We start from the raw sequence: 16,682 nt of genomic DNA on the forward strand, positions 1-16,682 counted from the left end.
GGTAATATTAACACTTTCTATCAACAACATAACTAGCGGTTAAGTATTTATTATTGGGTGTGTTGAACTTCTCTGTACATTTTTTCAGCGATTTATTTGATATTTATACAAGGCGACGTCTGTTTCGTGTGGTTATTCCCCATAAATAAGTGAAAGCGCCGTAGAAAACCTAAAGGGACGCTTTCCTTCGGATACGTTTAAACATGATTTACTTTTTGTTGCCTGCATAGAAGTAGGTACTTAGCGTGAGCAGGACACGGTAGCTGTGTAGCTCATTTATGTAGAATAACTACACGTTAATCACTACGCCTCAATTAAACCATGTTTAATTCGTACAAAATTTGTACCCGAAAGACCAACACGTCCTAATTACAGCTGAATAAAGTTAATAGCCAACTCATGTTAAACAAGTTATTAGATTAGTTAACTTTTTTTATATTCTTATACTATAGTTATTTAATTAGTTTAATGTTAATTAATAGTTTTACTATGAATGAGATTGATGGTTTAAATTTTAAAAAACTACTTGAGCAAGCTCATATTGGTATTGTAATTCATCGGTGGGATACCTCTATAGTGTATGCAAACCCTGCTGCACTCAATTTATTACAGTTATCTTATGAAGAAATCCTTGAAAAAAGGTCAACTGACTCTAGTTGGTGCTTTATCGACGAAACAGGTCAAAAGCTGTTAGTAGAAGATTACCCTGTCAATAAAGTTAAAAAATCGAAAGAACGACTTTCTAACGAAATATTAGGCGTAATAAATCGTTTTCAAGATGAGGTTAGCTGGTTTTTAGTTAATGCGTACTATGAAGGTGAGCCTAGCGAAACTAATAGCTTCATTGTAATAACGTTTAATGATATTTCTGACTCAAAAAAACTTTTTTCGTTCGAAGATATAGTAGAAAGCGCACAAGATATTGTTATCGTTACTGAAGCCGAGAGTATTGAGGCGCCTTTAGGCCCGAAAATTATTTATGTTAATCGCGCTTTTGAAAACCTTACCGGTTATAAAAAAGAAGACGTCATTGGGGAAACGCCTCGAATCCTTCAAGGTACTTTAACCGACAAAGACTCAACCTTAAGAATTAGAACAGCTCTTGATAATAACCAAGCAATAAACGAAACGCTACTTAATTACGATATATGTGGTCGCCCTTACTGGATTGAAATGAATATTATTCCGTTAAAAAACAAATACGGTAAAGTCACTCATTTCGCTGCAATTGAACGAGATATCTCTGAACGAAAATTTCACCTAGAACAACTGGAAAAACGCAATAAAGACTTGAGAGAACTCAAGCGTGATCTTGTTAAAATTGTAGAAGATAGAACTCATGAATTACAAAAAGCTAAAGCAAAATTAGAAAAACTTGCTTATATCGACCCTTTAACCAATGTACCTAATAGACGATATTTTACAAACCAAATAGACACACTTATAAAGTCCTGTAACAGAAGAGGACTTATGCTTGCTTTTGGTATTTTTGATATTGATAACTTTAAAAAGATCAATGATACCTATGGCCATAGCTTGGGAGATTCTGTTCTTATTGCTTTAGGCGACTATCTCAATAGTTTTTTTAGAGCCGATGATATTTTTAGTCGGTATGGTGGCGAAGAGTTTGCGTTCGCGATTGTTGTTGAACAGCCAATAGACTTAGAGAATTTAACACAACGCTTAATCCGAGGGGTTCAGTCACTTTTGATTAAAGCCGATACGGTTAACTTTTCGATTACCGTAAGCTTAGGTTGTAAATTATGTGACACCAGTCAACAGGTAAATTTTGAGAAAGAGATGAAACATGCAGATAAGGCATTATATCAAGCAAAAGCGTCAGGGAAGAACAAAGCTATTATTGTGTACCCAAACTAGGGACTTATTACGTTACTCCCGAGGGAGCCTGAAGTCCATACATCTGTTGATCTTTAACGTTTTTTTTGTAACCGTTTGCTTGGTATTTATACAAGGCTGAGCTTATGTTATGGAGTTTTTCCCCATAAATAAGTGAAAACGCCATGGTAATGTTAGTATAGTTGGTCAGTGCGGTATAGCAGATCACCTACTACAATAGTGATTAAAAATACTTATGTTAATATAGTTAAATGTTTAAATTTTTCTTTCAATTAATTGATAAAGCTTTATTTACGGTAATGTTTCTTGTTGGGGTTCAATTACCTGCGTTTATTAATGCCTATAGACAACGCTTATCTGGTCATTTAAATGAAGCGCAAGAGCAATTAACACAGTACCAAGCAATTGCTGATATGCAATATCAAGGTAGTATAGACAAACTTATCGTTGCCTTTAAAAGTAACAGTGACAATGCTATACAGCAAATGTCTAATGTTATAGCCAATAGCGTGGAAAGCGTTAACACCTATCAACAGCAGCTTTTTAACTTGGAAAATGCAAATTACTTACAAAGAGTTTTTTACTTTATTACTCAAATGGACGTTGAAAAAGCGTTAGAAACTTTAGATCGCTTTGTTCCGGCTATTCCTTTAGAGCTAAACGCTATAATTACAGGCGTAATTTTAAGTTTACTGCTCTCAGGTTTACTAAACTTAATTTTCATCGGCGGTAAAAAATTAACCGTGAAAAAGAAAGCCACTCAAATTCAGTCCACAAAAAAAGCACAAGAGTAACTCTTATGCTTTTAATATAGCGACATAAAACTAAATTCAGCTTATATAATACGTTTATACCTAGCTGTATTGTGTTTCAACTAGGTAGCTTGTATTAGCCATTTCCATCTTCAACGCGGCTTTTGAGCTTTTGACCGGGTCTAAATGTAACTACTTTACGGGCTGAAATAGGAATATCTTCACCGGTTTTAGGGTTACGCCCTGGGCGCTCACTTTTCTCACGAAGATCAAAGTTGCCAAAGCCAGACAGTTTAACCTGCTCTCCGCTTTCTAATGTTTCACGAATTTCTTCAAAAAACATTTCAACCATTTCTTTCGCGTCTCGCTTGCTTAGCCCGACTTTTTCAAATAAATGTTCTGCTACTTCTGCTTTGGTTAGCGCCATTGCTTAATCCCTCAGTGATGCGTTTAGTTCATCTTTTAATGTATCGACCACACGATTCACTACATCAGTAATGTCTTTTTCTTCAAGTGTTTTATCTTGATCTTGCAAAATCATCGCTATTGCTAAACTCTTAAAGCCAGGTTCGATACCGTTACCTTGGTATACATCGAACAAGTTTAGATCAATTAGAAAATTTCCGCCAACCTTTTCAATGAGTTGTAACACTTTTTTTGCATCTATTTTGTCATCAACTATCACAGCAATGTCTCGTCTATTCGACGGGAAGCGAGATACAACAGTAGCTTCAGGGATGTTTCTTGTAGAAATTTCAGACAATAACAGTTCAAAAACTAATGTTCGACCATTAAGCCCTAATTTTCTTTCTAATTCAGGGTGTAAGCTACCAACATAACCTACTACCTTGCCATTTTTGCTAATTTCGGCGGTTTGGCCAGGATGAAGTGCTGATATTTCAGCTGCTGAAAACTCAAATGCTTCAACATTACTTGTTAAAGATAAGAGAGCTTCAACATCTGCTTTAATATCATAAAAGTCAGCTGCTGCTTTTTCCATAGACCAGTGTTCATCATTACGAGAGCCACTAATTACACCTGATAATAAAGCTTCTTGGCGTACACCATTTTCAGCGCTAGCGTCAGGAATAAAGCGCAAACCTGTTTCAAATAAACGTACACGAGATTGTTGGCGATTTTGGTTATAAACTACCGACTGTAATAAACCTGTCCATAAACTCACGCGCATCTCTGACATTTCTGATGAAATTGGGTGTGGTAATGTCATTACCTCTTGGTCAGGATGAATTAAACGTTGTATTTTAGGATCAACAAAGCTGTAAGTAATTGCTTCTTGATAGCCACAATTAACCAACGTTTGGCGCATTTGAGATAACGGCAATATCGCTTCTTTTTGTTCGCGCATGGCTAATGTTGCTTTTGGCGACACATTAGGAATATTGTTATATCCGTAAATGCGTGCGACTTCTTCAATTAAATCAACTTCAATCGAAATATCAAAACGATAAGCAGGAACATTTACGCTCCATACGTTATCGTTAAAGCTAACAGTAAAGCCTAAACGCGTTAAAATATCATTCACATTGTTATCTTCAATATGATGACCAATTCGACTGTCTAGTTTTTCACGACGTAGTGTAACTTTTTTCGCTTGTGGAATATGTTGTTCATGTACTGCTTCAACAATTGGCCCTGCTTCGCCACCAACTATATCAAGTAGTAGCTGTGTAGCGCGCTCCATTGCATCACGTTGCATTTGTGGGTCTACACCACGCTCGTAACGGTGAGAGGCATCTGTATGTAAGCCGTACTGGCGCGCTTTACCTAAAATAGCTAATGGCGCAAAAAATGCGCTTTCTAAAAAGATATCTTTAGTCTCAGTAGTTACACCTGAAGTTAACCCACCAAAAATACCTGCCATTGCTAAAGCTTTGCCATTGTTAGTATCACCATCAGCAATAACTAATGTTTGAGGTGTAAGGCTTACTTCATTTTCATCAAGCAATACCAGTTTTTCACCTTCTTTTGCAAAACGTACATTAATGCCACCTTCAATTTTAGATAAATCGAAAGCGTGCATTGGGTGACCTTGCTCCAATAACACAAAGTTGGTCACATCGACAACGGGGTCAATTGAACGCGTGCCACAGCGGCGTAATTTTTCTACCATCCATAACGGTGTTTGTGCATTCGCATTAATATTTTTAATTACTCGACCTAAGTAACGCGGACAAGCTTCGGCCGCCGTAATGGTAATGTCAAGGCTATCGTCAATAGTTGGCTTAACAACTGTGATCGTAGGCTCTGTCACTGAAAGACTATTTAATACACCTACTTCTCGTGCTAGCCCTTTTAATCCTAAACAGTCGCCACGATTCGCCGTTAAGTCAACATCAATGGTAACGTCGTTTAAGTCTAAGTATTCTCTCACACACATGCCAATTGGTGCATCTTGTGCAAGTTCCATTATGCCATCTGAATTTTCAGCTAAACCAATTTCTGATTCGCTGCACAACATGCCGTGTGAAGGTACACCTCGTAACTTTGCTTTTTTAATTTTAAAGTTACCGGGTAATATTGCGCCAACAGTAGCAACAGCTACTTTTAACCCTAAACGGCAGTTTTTTGCACCACATACAATATCGGCTAATTCACCGTTATTGTAATTAGGTCCTAAATTGATTTTTGTAACTTGTAATTTGTCAGCATCAGGATGAGGCCCGCATTCTACAACTTCACCAATTAAAACCCCTGTAAATTCACCTGCTACAGGTTCTACTGCATCAACTTCTAGGCCGGCCATTGTAATTTGATGAGCTAACTCATCTGAAGATATTGCAGGATTAACCCACTCTCTTAACCAAGATTCACTAAATTTCATTATTTGGCTTTCCTACTTAAATTGTTTTAAGAAGCGAAGATCATTTTCAAAGAATGCACGTAAGTCATTCACCCCGTAGCGCAACATTGTTAAACGCTCTACTCCCATACCAAAAGCAAAACCCGTATAAACTTCCGGATCAATGCCCACTGATTTAAGTACGTTAGGATGCACCATGCCACAGCCTAGTACTTCAAGCCATTTACCATTTTTACCCATAATATCAACTTCAGCTGATGGTTCAGTAAATGGGAAATATGAAGGACGGAAACGGATTTCTACTTCTTCTTCAAAAAAGTGATGTAAGAAGTCATGCAAAATGCCTTTTAGATGGGTGAAACTTACCTCTTTATCTACCATTAAGCCTTCAACCTGATGAAACATTGGCGTGTGGGTTTGATCGTAGTCGTTACGATAAACTTTACCCGGCGAAATAATTCGCAGCGGCGGCTGTTCTTTTTCCATCGTACGAATTTGTACGCCTGAAGTTTGCGTGCGCAATACCAGCTTTGGATTAAAGTAAAACGTATCGTGATCTTGACGTGCAGGGTGATGTTCAGGAATGTTTAACGCATCGAAGTTATGAAAGTCATCTTCAACTTCAGGACCTTGTTTTACAGAAAAGCCTAAGTCACCAAAAAAGCTTTCGATACGCTCTATAGTACGAGTTACAGGGTGTAAGCCGCCCATATCGCTTGCTCTACCCGGTAAAGTCACATCGATAGATTCAGCAGCTAATTGTTTTTTTACTACTTCAGCACGCAATAATTCACCACGAGCGGTTAACAATTTTTGCACTTGCTGCTTGGCAATATTAATCACTTGGCCAGCTTTTGGCTTTTCTTCCTTAGGTAATTGGCTTAAGCCTTTCATTTGTTCTGTGAACAAACCTTTTTTACCTAAATAATTAATGCGAACTTGATCAAGCTCAGCAGGATCGGTTGCAGCAGCTATGTCTTTTTCTGCCTGCAAAATTATATCGTCTAAATTCATGAGTTCCTCTGAAGCGATCGTTTATGTCAACGCTTTGGGTAGACTTATCTATCAACAAAAATGGACACTGATTCTACACAAAAACGAGGATAAAAAGTAGGGTTAAATTGCGATTTTTTAAGGGGTTAGTGCTATTAATACTACTGTAAGTATCAATTTAGATGAAAGTAGGCGTACTTTGAACTTTTAAACCAATTTTACAAACAATGTAATATTAATATTACTCACTAGATGCTAATTTTTACTGGCGAAGCGATGATCTACTACGTGATGAAATTACCGATTAACACTGGGGACCTTAACATAACAAACCCCGCTTTTAAGCAGGGTTTATTTGGGCAATATTAGTTTTAAGGCTTATCTATTAGCCTTAAATACAACTGCTAAGCAAAAAATACAGTAAATAACCTAAAAATTAACTGTCGCTGTAATATTTACTTTATTAATTGGAATTGTGTTTTAAGTATTTCTATAATTTCAGCTTTAGGGTTTTCGCTTAACACAATTTTTTCACCGGTAATTTTTTCCGCTATATTAATGTAAGTTTTAGACACTTGCATTAATACTTCCGATGGCAATTCATTATTGGTAGCTAAGGCATTACGCTCATCCATTCTGTCTTTATTTAACAGAATATCTGGATCAGGAAAATGATTAAGTAATAACTGACGGAAACCTTCTTTAGAATTTTCTACAACGTTACCATTACGGTATTGTTCGCCGTCCCAAATACGCGATGAATCTGGCGTACCCACTTCATCCATATAAATAAGTTTGTCGTTTCCGGCTTTATCTTTTACGTAACCAAACTCAAACTTAGTATCAACAAAAATTTGATCTAACTGGTCCAGCGCATTAGCAATAACATTAAAGCCTTCTGTTAATAGCTTTTCATATAAGGCTATGTCGTCTTTTGCCTTAAAATTAAATGCTTGATAATTATCTTCTATGTTTTTACGAGTAATATTTACATCATCAACTGCTGGCACGCCAGGAATACCCTCTAAAATACCTTTAGTGGAAGGTGTTTGCAGTAATTGAGGCAACTTACTATCTTTCTTAAGTCCTTCTGGTAACTCTATTCCACAAAAGTTTCTTTCACCTTTCACATAAGAACGCCACATTGATCCCGTAATATATTGCCGACAAATTGCTTCGATCATTACCGGTTGAGCTTTTTGAACTATCCAAACAAATGGATGTGGGATGTCAAGAATATGACTATCAGCTAATCCTTGCGCTTTAAAGAGCTTAAACCAGTGGTTAGAAATAGCATTAAGTGCTGCCCCTTTCCCTGGCACACCACGCATACCGCCTTCGCCTTTCCAAATACAATCGAAAGCAGAAATACGATCACTTATCACCATAATTGCTAATGGCGTGTTCGTAGGTACATTGTATTTTTTTTCTTCAATTAAGCGACGACTATCTTCTTCAGTTAGCCAATAGACAGAGCGAACTTTACCACTGTGTACAGGTTTATTTGTACGGATTGGAAGATCATTATTTACTGCAAGCACTTTATCAGCAAGGCTCATAAGTTATACTCTATAGTTAAGTTTATTATTTAACCTGAATTCTGGATAAGCTATACACGTCAATGTCACGATTTTTGCGCGTATCTGCGTTAAATTTGCTACTAATAGCTCGCTATTAGGTACGCAAACTTGCCTTGATTCACTCAAAACTTATAACATTGATATATAACTACATAAGCAATACGATTAATTTATAACAAGCAATTGAAAAATATAGTTTTTCCGGTGTTACTCGTACATCCGTTATCCAGAACTCAGGTTATTTAACTAAAATCACTTTTTAAAGCGACTTTAATTAAAAATTAAAGCAGAAAAGGACGCCTAGGCGTCCTTTTCTCAATTAGTCATCTCGATTATGCTAAAGAAGCTTGCGCTTTTTCAACTAATACAGAGAAAGCTGCTTTATCATATACTGCGATATCAGCTAGGATCTTACGATCGATTTCAATAGAAGCCTTTTTAAGACCATTAATGAAACGGCTGTAAGATAAACCATTTTGACGAGCTGCCGCATTTATACGAGCAATCCAAAGTTGACGGAATTGACGCTTACGTTGACGACGGTCACGGTAAGCATATTGGCCAGCTTTAGTTACAGCTTGAAAAGCAACGCGATAAACGCGACTACGGGCACCGTAGTAACCTTTAGCTTGCTTTAGAACTTTTTTATGACGTGCGCGTGCTACAACACCGCGTTTTACTCTTGCCATTGTATATCTCTCCTATTAACCGTGACGTAAAAGTTTTTTAACTGACTTAATGTCAGCTGCGGCGATCATGCTTTTAGCACGAAGATGACGCTTAACTTTAGTACGGCGCTTAGTCAAAATATGACGAAGGCCAGCTTGTTTATATTTGTAGCCAGAGGCTGTCTTTTTAAAGCGCTTTGCAGCACCTTTGTTAGTTTTCATTTTAGGCATTGAATATTACTCCACATTCACACTTAACTAATAAATTAGTTGAGTGTTGCCATTGAAATTTAGCAATTTAGGCGAAAATCAGCTTAATAATAAAGAGATTTTACTTTCAAGCCTAAAATTACCGGTTAAAAACAATAATGGTGAGTTAACAGCCTAAGCTGTTAACTACTTGCATATACCAATTATTGATTATTTTTTTGGCGCTAAAACCATCACCATTTGACGCCCTTCCGCTCTACGAGGGAAAAACTCAACTACTGTTAGTTCTTCTAAATCGTTTTTAACACGAGTCAAAAGCTCTAAACCGAGTTCTTGGTGGGCCATTTCGCGACCACGGAAGCGTAAAGTCACTTTAACTTTATCGCCATCCTCTAAAAAGCGTTTCAAGCTACGTAATTTCACTTGATAATCGCCTTCATCTGTACCAGGACGGAATTTTATTTCCTTGACCTGTATTTGTTTCTGCTTTTTGCGTTGTTCTTTTTGTTCTTTACTTTTTTCGTAAAGAAACTTGCCATAGTCCATAACACGACAAACAGGAGGCTTAGCTGTTGGGCTAATTTCTACAAGATCAACTCCTGCTTCCTCTGCTTGGTCCATAGCTTCATTTAATGTAACTACACCACCTGGTTCGCCGTCAAACTTAATTAAACGTACTTCGTTACCAGGAATTCCTGTGATTAACTCATTTAAACGATGTGCTGGCTCTGATTGCCCGCCTTTTTGACCATTCTTAATAGTCTGTTCCTCCAAAGAACTAAAATTACTAACGCCCGTTACTTGAACAAGAACTTAGCTACGAGAGCTAACCTCTTCGCCTAATTTCGCGATAAAGTCTTCAACCGACATTTTACCTAAATCTTCACCACCGCGTGTGCGAACTGCAATTTCACCACTTTCCATTTCTTTGTCGCCTACAACTAACAAATATGGAACACGCTTTAATGTGTGCTCGCGGATTTTAAAGCCTATTTTCTCATTTCTCAAGTCTAGTTTTGCTCTAAATCCATTTTCTTTTAGTTTTTTAACAACTTTTTCACAATATTCACCCTGTTTATCAGTAATATTCATTACCGTTGCTTGAACTGGTGACAACCAAGTTGGAAATTTCCCTGAATATTCTTCAATCAAAATGCCGATAAAACGTTCAAGTGAACCTAAAATGGCTCTATGGATCATTACTGGAATGTAACGTTCGTTATCTTCACCAACATAAGTTGCACCTAAACGCTCTGGTAATGCAAAATCTAGTTGTACTGTACCACATTGCCACGCTCTTCCTAAACAATCCATTAAAGTAAATTCAATTTTAGGACCATAGAAAGCGCCTTCACCTGGAAGATATTCAAATTTAATGTCGCTGTCAGTTAGCGCCTGAGCAAGCCCAGCTTCGGCTTTATCCCATATTTCGTCACTACCAATGCGATTTTCTGGGCGTGTTGAAAGCTTAACAATAATATCTTCAAAACCAAATGAGCCATATACGTCGTAAACCATTTCAATGCATTTGGTTACTTCCGCCTGCACTTGTGATTCCATGCAGAAAATATGTGCATCATCTTGGGTAAAACCACGTACACGCATTAAGCCATGTAATGAACCTGACGGCTCATTACGATGACAACAACCAAATTCAGCAATACGTAGGGGTAAATCGCGGTACGATTTTAAGCCTTGGTTAAATATTTGTACATGGCCTGGACAGTTCATTGGTTTTATTGCGTATTCACGCTTTTCAGATTCAGTGGTAAACATGCCGTCTGCATATTTGTCCCAATGTCCTGATTTTTCCCAAAGCGTTCTATCCATCATCATTGGCGCTTTAACTTCGTCGTAATCATATTCACGCAATTTTTCACGAACGAACTTTTCTAATTCAGTATAAATTGTCCAGCCATCGTTATGCCAAAACACCATACCGGGTGCTTCTTCTTGCCAATGAAACAAGTCTAATGTTTTTCCAATTTTACGATGATCGCGCTTTTCAGCTTCTGCTAAGCGAACGATATAGGCTTTAAGTTGCTTTTTATCAGCCCATGCTGTGCCGTAAATACGCTGCAACATTTTATTATCTGATTTACCACGCCAATAAGCGCCAGCTACTTTCATTAATTTAAAATGGTGGCAATGTCTCATGCTCGGTACATGAGGCCCACGACACATATCAATATATTCTTGATGATGATACAACGCTGGGGTATCAGATTTTTCTATGTTTTGGTCAAGAATCTCTAATTTGTAGGTTTCGCCACGTTCACTAAAAGCGTCGTAAGCATCTTGCCAAGAGCCTGTTTTCTTAACAACTTCGTATCCTGTACGTGCTAACTCTGTCATGCGTTTTTCAAGTTTAACTAAGTCATCTTCTGAAATAGCTTCGTCTAGATCAACGTCATAATAAAAACCATTTTCAATCGTTGGACCAATTGCCATTTTCACATTGGGGTAAAGTTGCTTAATCGCATGCCCTAATAAATGCGCACAAGAATGACGAATAATTTCTAAGCCTTCACTGTCTTTACTTGTAATTAATTGCAAATTAGCATCAGCAGTGATTAGTTCACAGGCATCAACAAGCTCGCCATTAATACGACCAGCGATGGTCGCCTTGGCTAAGCCTGGACCTATGTCTAGCGCAACATCCATCACAGAAATGGCATTTTCAAAAGAACGTTGACTTCCGTCAGGGAGAGTAATTACAGGCATGATTTTTCCTTTAAACAGTGGCAGCGCATACCAAGCGACGCTTGTTATTTTTTCGTTTATTGAGTCAGATTTTAATAATGATTACTAAAGGGAAAACAAAGTAACTTATCAAATAATATAATGGCGAGAGAATATAGGGTAAAATCAGTAAAATTGCAATCAACTAACTTGCATTATTTATTATCAACTAGAGAATTATGACAACTATATTAGCATTAACTTTATCAGCTATTTTCTTTTCATTAATTTTAGGCGTGACCGCCAGTGCTAATGCTCAAACAGTAACTGCTGAACAAGCATTAAAAGAAAAGCATTTGTATGAAAAATCTTTCAATCAAGCGCAATGGCAAACTTGGTATGAAACACCAACTATCAAAGTTAGCCAACGACCTGCTATGTTTAAGGATTTATACCAATCTCACTAACTATGTGATCATTTCTACTGGTTAAAACAATCAACTACTGCGTTATTTATTTTATAATTAGAACAACTAGTTATAAAAATAAATGCCTTGTATTTGACTGTTTTCTCTGCGCATAAAATAGATCACTTAATTAATGAAACTGGTATTAATTGAGGTTAAAGCGGAAATTTCTGTTAACACAACCGATAAAGAGTTTTTAGCTTTTTTAAATGATACACAGCAGATGACGAGCTGGTTTGATAATACTCAGCAGATTAAACAGAGTACGAGTTCGAAAGGCGATGCTATTATTATGTTTCAGTTTAAATCAGTTTTTATTAGTAAAAGAAGACAAATGGTGGTTAAGTATAAAACAATAAAACTAAATGCTGATAAAACACTGATCACCATTATTGATCAAGGAGAGCAACTTGACCCAACTTTATTGTTTTAAACACAACATTAATGAATGTACATAAAGCCCACTGGTTAATAGAGAATACTACCGACGATAATACCAACGATAAAATCAATGTGACTTATCAATTTGTTATTGATCCTAAAAGTCGTTTCCCTATGTGGTTAGCCAATAAATATTTATTAAAAAGCACGTTAAACACATTACAAAATATTAATGCTAAATTTTCGGGTGTCTTAGACAAACCACATTAAGCGTTATGCTGTTCTAGCAGTTTAGGTTAATTAGACCTATCGTCTTCACTAATACGACTTGCAACCGCTCCCATTTGTCCTTTGTATTTTGCGTCGTTACGTTTGTTATATGGGCGTAAAGCACTTGAAGACATTGTTTCAAAGTTAAGCGCTGCTATTTTCATTTTAGGCCTTAGTGCAAGTGGTAATTTACCACTGTTATAAAATTCTAAAACAATTTGTCCTGACCAACCTGGATCTATTCTATGAGCGGTAACGTGTACCATTAAGCCTAAGCGCGCTAAAGATGAACGACCGTCTAACCAGCCAACAATATCGTCGGGCAAAGTAACAGACTCATAAGTAACAGCTAATGCTAACTCCCCAGGGTGTAAAAAGAATGCTTCGCCATCAGGAATGACTATTTCATCACTCATTACTGAGTCCATCGCTTTTTGCATCTCTTCTTTAGGGCCACTAAGATCTATATAGGGTGCTGTATGGTCTTGAAATACTCGAAATTCGTTACCTAAACGAATATCAACACTAACCCCTGAAATCATTGAGCTATCAGGCTTTGGGTCAATAATTATTTTACCCTGTTCAAGTAAACTCTCAATGTCTTTATCACACAATCTCATTGTTGTTCTTCTTATCTCATTATTACTAATAACTTTTTTAATAAAGTTATTGCTAAAACAGTCCTAGCGACTAATCGACAGTTTTTATCAATATTTCACTGGTTAAAGGGCTGCGTTTATCAAACTGATGAAATAACCCCGAGGCTACTTTTGCAGCTATTCTACGGTATTGAAGTGCTACTTCGCCAGTGCTATTTTCTAGTACTTGTGAATTGCCCTGCTCCGCGCTCTCGCAAATACTAATATCGAGCGGTAACTGTCCTAGTAACTGACTGTTAAATTGATTTGCAATTTTTTCACCGCCATTTTGGCCAAATAAATGGCTTTTATCTCCGCAATTTTTACAAATGTGATAGCTCATATTTTCAATAATACCTAATACAGGTACGTTAACTTCTTTAAACATGGCTAAGCCTTTTACTGCATCGTTTAATGCAATATCTTGCGGCGTAGTTATCACTATTGCTGCTGCAACAGGTACTTGTTGGGCTAAGGTTAATTGAATATCACCTGTGCCTGGAGGCATATCAACAATTAAATAATCAAGATCAGGCCATGCAGTTTCATTTAATAACTGTCCAAATGCACGACTAGCCATAGGGCCTCGCCAAATGGTAGCGTCATTTTCATCGGTTAAAAAACCTATCGACATAGCCGCTAGGCCACCAGACTCAAGTGGTTGCATTTTTTTACCGTCGATTGATGATAGTCGCTGCCCTGCAAGACCAAGCATTTTAGGGATAGATGGGCCGTAAATATCGGCATCTAAAATACCAACATTCGCGCCTTCTTCTTGTAATGCATAAGCAAGATTAACCGCAGTTGTTGACTTGCCTACACCTCCTTTTCCAGAAGAAATAGCAATTATATTGGTAATACCTTCAATTGCATGCTCTTTTACTTTTATCATTTTTACTTCTGCATCAATCAATACCGAGATTTCATGCTTTGCTAAAAGTTGCTCTGCAAAAATAGCTAACTCGCCCAAACAAGGAAAAGGTACTGTAATTGATAAAACAATATTACTATTTTTAACGGATAATTTGGTTAATTCAGTTACTGCAGCAATACCCTTAGGAAAAATGTCGCTTTGATACGTTTGATAAAAGTCGCGAATTGTTTTGCTGTGCTCGTCAGATGGAGATTTACTTGAAAATAATTTGGAAAACATAATTTTAAAACATCGGTTATCGAGTTAAATTACTAATTGCCACTAAAAGCCAACAATTATTAATGAAAAGTTATCATAAATTCTGTACCATTCCCCCCATAATTACCACCTTAATTTTTAGTCAGCGTTAGAGACTTGTATGCAATCAGTAGATAAACGTAAAATCTTAGTTACATGCGCCCTTCCTTATGCCAATGGTTCAATTCATTTGGGTCATTTATTAGAGCATATTCAAACAGATATTTGGGTACGCTTTCAGCGAATGCGTGGCCATGAAACCTACTTCGTTTGTGCTGATGACGCACATGGCACGCCAATTATGCTTAAAGCACAAGAGCTAGGTGTAACACCCGAAGATATGATCGCGGGTGTACGTGAAGAGCACATGGCTGACTTTAGTGACTTTCTCATCAGCTTTGATAACTATCATTCTACACACAGCGAAGAGAACAAAGCGTTTTCAGAAGAGATATACAAGCGTTTACATGACAAAGGGCATATTAAAACACGTACCATTTCTCAGCTTTATGATCCTGAAAAAGGTATGTTTCTACCCGACCGCTTCGTAAAAGGCACTTGTCCAAAATGTAAAAGTGAAGACGAAAATGGTGATAGCTGTGACAATTGTGGTGCTACTTATTCGCCAACAGAAGTGATTAACCCTCGTTCAGTAGTTTCAGGTGCCACACCAATACTTAAAGATTCAGAGCATTACTTTTTTGACCTTCCGGCCTTTGAAGGCATGCTAAAAGACTGGATACGCAGTGGCGCATTACAAGAAGAAATGGCAAATAAGCTTTCAGAATGGTTTGAGCAAGGTTTAAAACAGTGGGATATTAGCCGAGACGCGCCTTATTTTGGTTTTGAAATTCCAGGTGCTCCTGGCAAATTTTTCTATGTTTGGTTAGATGCTCCTATTGGTTACATTGGTAGTTTTAAAAACCTATGCAATAAAAACAGTAGCATAGATTTTGACAGTTTTTGGAATGAAAACTCTGACGCTGAGCTTTATCACTTTATTGGTAAAGACATTATTTATTTCCATAGCTTGTTTTGGCCAGCAGTGCTTGAAGGCGCAGGTTTTAGAAAACCAACATCTGTTTTCGCTCACGGCTTTGTTACCGTTAATGGTGCGAAAATGTCTAAGTCTAAAGGAACGTTTATAAAAGGGCGTACCTACTTAGATCATCTAAACCCTGAATATTTACGTTACTACTACGCCGCTAAGTTAACAAGCCGTATTGACGATCTAGATTTAAACCTAGAGGATTTTGCGCAACGCGTAAACTCTGATCTTGTTGGTAAGGTTGTTAATATTGCTTCACGTTGTGCCAGTTTTATTACCAAACGTTTTGATGGCATGTTATCAACAACCATTGAAAATCAAGCATTAGCTGATGAAGTAATGAATGCGGGTGACACCATTGCATCATATTACGAAGCCCGCGAGTTTTCTCGCGCAATGCGTGAAGTAATGGCGCTTGCTGATAAAGTAAATGAATACATTGCAGTGAAAGAACCATGGCAATTAGTAAAAGATGAAACTAAGCAGCAAGAAGTACAAGATATTTGCTCTCTTGGTATTAATTTATTTCGTATAATCATGATTTACTTAAAGCCAGTTATTCCTCAGCTAGCAAAGAGTACAGAAGAATTTCTTAACGATGAGTTATTATGGGATGGCCATAAAACACTATTAACCAACCATAAAATTAATAAGTTTAAAGCATTATTACAACGAGTTGACATGGATAAAGTAAATGCGATGATCGAAGACTCAAAAGAAAACTTGTTAGAAACTGACAGTAAAACAGTCGCAACAGGACCATTGGCTGACGATCCTATCAGCGAAGAAATTCAGTTTGATGATTTTGCTAAAATTGATTTACGCATTGCCAAAATCATTAATGCTGAGCATGTTGAAAAAGCCGACAAACTATTAAGACTTGAATTAGACCTTGGTGGAGAAACTCGCCAAGTATTTGCTGGTATAAAATCGGCCTATCAACCTGAAGACTTAATTGGTAAGCATACGGTAATGGTAGCTAACCTTGCCCCTCGTAAAATGCGCTTTGGTATGTCAGAAGGTATGGTATTAGCTGCTGGACCTGGCGGTAAAGACTTGTGGATACTCAATCCTGATGAAGGCGCACAGCCTGGTATGCGAGTTAAATAACCTGAATTCTGGTTAAGCTTCATTATATTTAACG

General features: G+C 37.3%; 16 protein-coding genes. 6 read left to right on the plus strand and 10 right to left on the minus strand.

The window, feature by feature from the left end; all coding sequences use genetic code 11:
- Positions 1-489 precede the first annotated feature (489 nt).
- Both QUD79_RS09390 and QUD79_RS09395 read left to right on the plus strand, forming a co-directional pair.
- The gene (locus tag QUD79_RS09390) at positions 490-1,878 is read left to right on the plus strand and encodes a sensor domain-containing diguanylate cyclase (protein WP_184422568.1); all 1,389 of its coding nucleotides are present in this window, start codon (positions 490-492) and stop codon (positions 1,876-1,878) included.
- Between the two features lie 230 nt (positions 1,879-2,108).
- Positions 2,109-2,651 (plus strand): DUF2937 family protein, encoded by a 543-nt coding sequence (locus QUD79_RS09395; RefSeq protein WP_184422570.1) that lies wholly within the window; start codon positions 2,109-2,111, stop codon positions 2,649-2,651.
- A gap of 94 nt (positions 2,652-2,745) precedes the next feature.
- On the opposite strand, the gene QUD79_RS09400 is transcribed toward QUD79_RS09395, so the two are convergent.
- From QUD79_RS09400 to thrS, 8 genes are all read right to left on the minus strand, one after another.
- On the minus strand, positions 2,746-3,036 hold the full coding sequence (locus QUD79_RS09400) for an integration host factor subunit alpha (protein ID WP_184422572.1): 291 nt from the start codon (positions 3,034-3,036) through the stop codon (positions 2,746-2,748).
- A gap of 3 nt (positions 3,037-3,039) precedes the next feature.
- On the minus strand, positions 3,040-5,451 hold the full coding sequence (pheT, locus tag QUD79_RS09405; protein ID WP_184422575.1) for a phenylalanine--tRNA ligase subunit beta: 2,412 nt from the start codon (positions 5,449-5,451) through the stop codon (positions 3,040-3,042).
- Between the two features lie 12 nt (positions 5,452-5,463).
- Positions 5,464-6,444, minus strand: a complete 981-nt coding sequence (gene pheS, locus QUD79_RS09410) for a phenylalanine--tRNA ligase subunit alpha (protein WP_184422577.1) — start codon at positions 6,442-6,444, stop codon at positions 5,464-5,466.
- Between the two features lie 434 nt (positions 6,445-6,878).
- Positions 6,879-7,982, minus strand: coding sequence for a phosphoribosylaminoimidazolesuccinocarboxamide synthase (locus QUD79_RS09415; RefSeq protein WP_184422578.1), 1,104 nt, complete (start codon positions 7,980-7,982; stop codon positions 6,879-6,881).
- Between the two features lie 353 nt (positions 7,983-8,335).
- Positions 8,336-8,692, minus strand: coding sequence for a 50S ribosomal protein L20 (rplT, locus tag QUD79_RS09420; protein WP_184422580.1), 357 nt, complete (start codon positions 8,690-8,692; stop codon positions 8,336-8,338).
- Between the two features lie 15 nt (positions 8,693-8,707).
- Positions 8,708-8,902: a 50S ribosomal protein L35 gene (gene rpmI, locus QUD79_RS09425; RefSeq protein ID WP_184422582.1), complete on the minus strand. Its 195-nt coding sequence runs from the start codon at positions 8,900-8,902 to the stop codon at positions 8,708-8,710.
- 189 nt (positions 8,903-9,091) lie between these two features.
- Positions 9,092-9,655, minus strand: a complete 564-nt coding sequence (gene infC / locus QUD79_RS09430) for a translation initiation factor IF-3 (protein WP_221435127.1) — start codon at positions 9,653-9,655, stop codon at positions 9,092-9,094.
- 39 nt (positions 9,656-9,694) lie between these two features.
- Positions 9,695-11,605 carry a threonine--tRNA ligase gene (gene thrS / locus QUD79_RS09435; protein ID WP_184422584.1) on the minus strand — a complete coding sequence of 637 codons (1,911 nt, stop codon included), beginning with the start codon at positions 11,603-11,605 and terminating at the stop codon, positions 9,695-9,697.
- Between the two features lie 197 nt (positions 11,606-11,802).
- Between thrS and QUD79_RS09440 the strand changes: the two genes are divergently transcribed.
- The 3 genes from QUD79_RS09440 to QUD79_RS09450 all read left to right on the plus strand — a co-directional run bounded on the left by QUD79_RS09440 (position 11,803) and on the right by QUD79_RS09450 (position 12,681).
- Complete coding sequence (locus tag QUD79_RS09440; protein ID WP_184422586.1) at positions 11,803-12,030, plus strand: hypothetical protein; 228 nt, start codon at positions 11,803-11,805, stop codon at positions 12,028-12,030.
- 133 nt (positions 12,031-12,163) lie between these two features.
- On the plus strand, positions 12,164-12,463 hold the full coding sequence (locus QUD79_RS09445; RefSeq protein WP_184422588.1) for an SRPBCC family protein: 300 nt from the start codon (positions 12,164-12,166) through the stop codon (positions 12,461-12,463).
- Positions 12,464-12,474: 11 nt separating this feature from the next.
- The gene (locus QUD79_RS09450; RefSeq protein WP_184422590.1) at positions 12,475-12,681 is read left to right on the plus strand and encodes an SRPBCC family protein; all 207 of its coding nucleotides are present in this window, start codon (positions 12,475-12,477) and stop codon (positions 12,679-12,681) included.
- A gap of 26 nt (positions 12,682-12,707) precedes the next feature.
- Here the strand turns inward: QUD79_RS09450 and dcd are convergent, their stop codons facing one another.
- Positions 12,708-13,301 (minus strand): dCTP deaminase, encoded by a 594-nt coding sequence (gene dcd / locus QUD79_RS09455; protein WP_184422592.1) that lies wholly within the window; start codon positions 13,299-13,301, stop codon positions 12,708-12,710.
- 70 nt (positions 13,302-13,371) lie between these two features.
- The gene (gene apbC, locus QUD79_RS09460; protein WP_184422594.1) at positions 13,372-14,472 is read right to left on the minus strand and encodes an iron-sulfur cluster carrier protein ApbC; all 1,101 of its coding nucleotides are present in this window, start codon (positions 14,470-14,472) and stop codon (positions 13,372-13,374) included.
- A 139-nt stretch (positions 14,473-14,611) separates the two neighbouring features.
- On the opposite strand from apbC, the gene metG reads away from it, so the two are divergent.
- Entirely contained in the window at positions 14,612-16,648 is a 2,037-nt protein-coding gene (gene metG, locus QUD79_RS09465) for a methionine--tRNA ligase (protein WP_184422604.1), read from the plus strand.
- The last annotated feature ends 34 nt before the right edge of the window (positions 16,649-16,682 follow it).

The sequence above is a fragment of the Thalassotalea piscium genome (genome assembly GCF_030295935.1).
GTDB lineage: Bacteria > Pseudomonadota > Gammaproteobacteria > Enterobacterales > Alteromonadaceae > Thalassotalea_B > Thalassotalea_B piscium.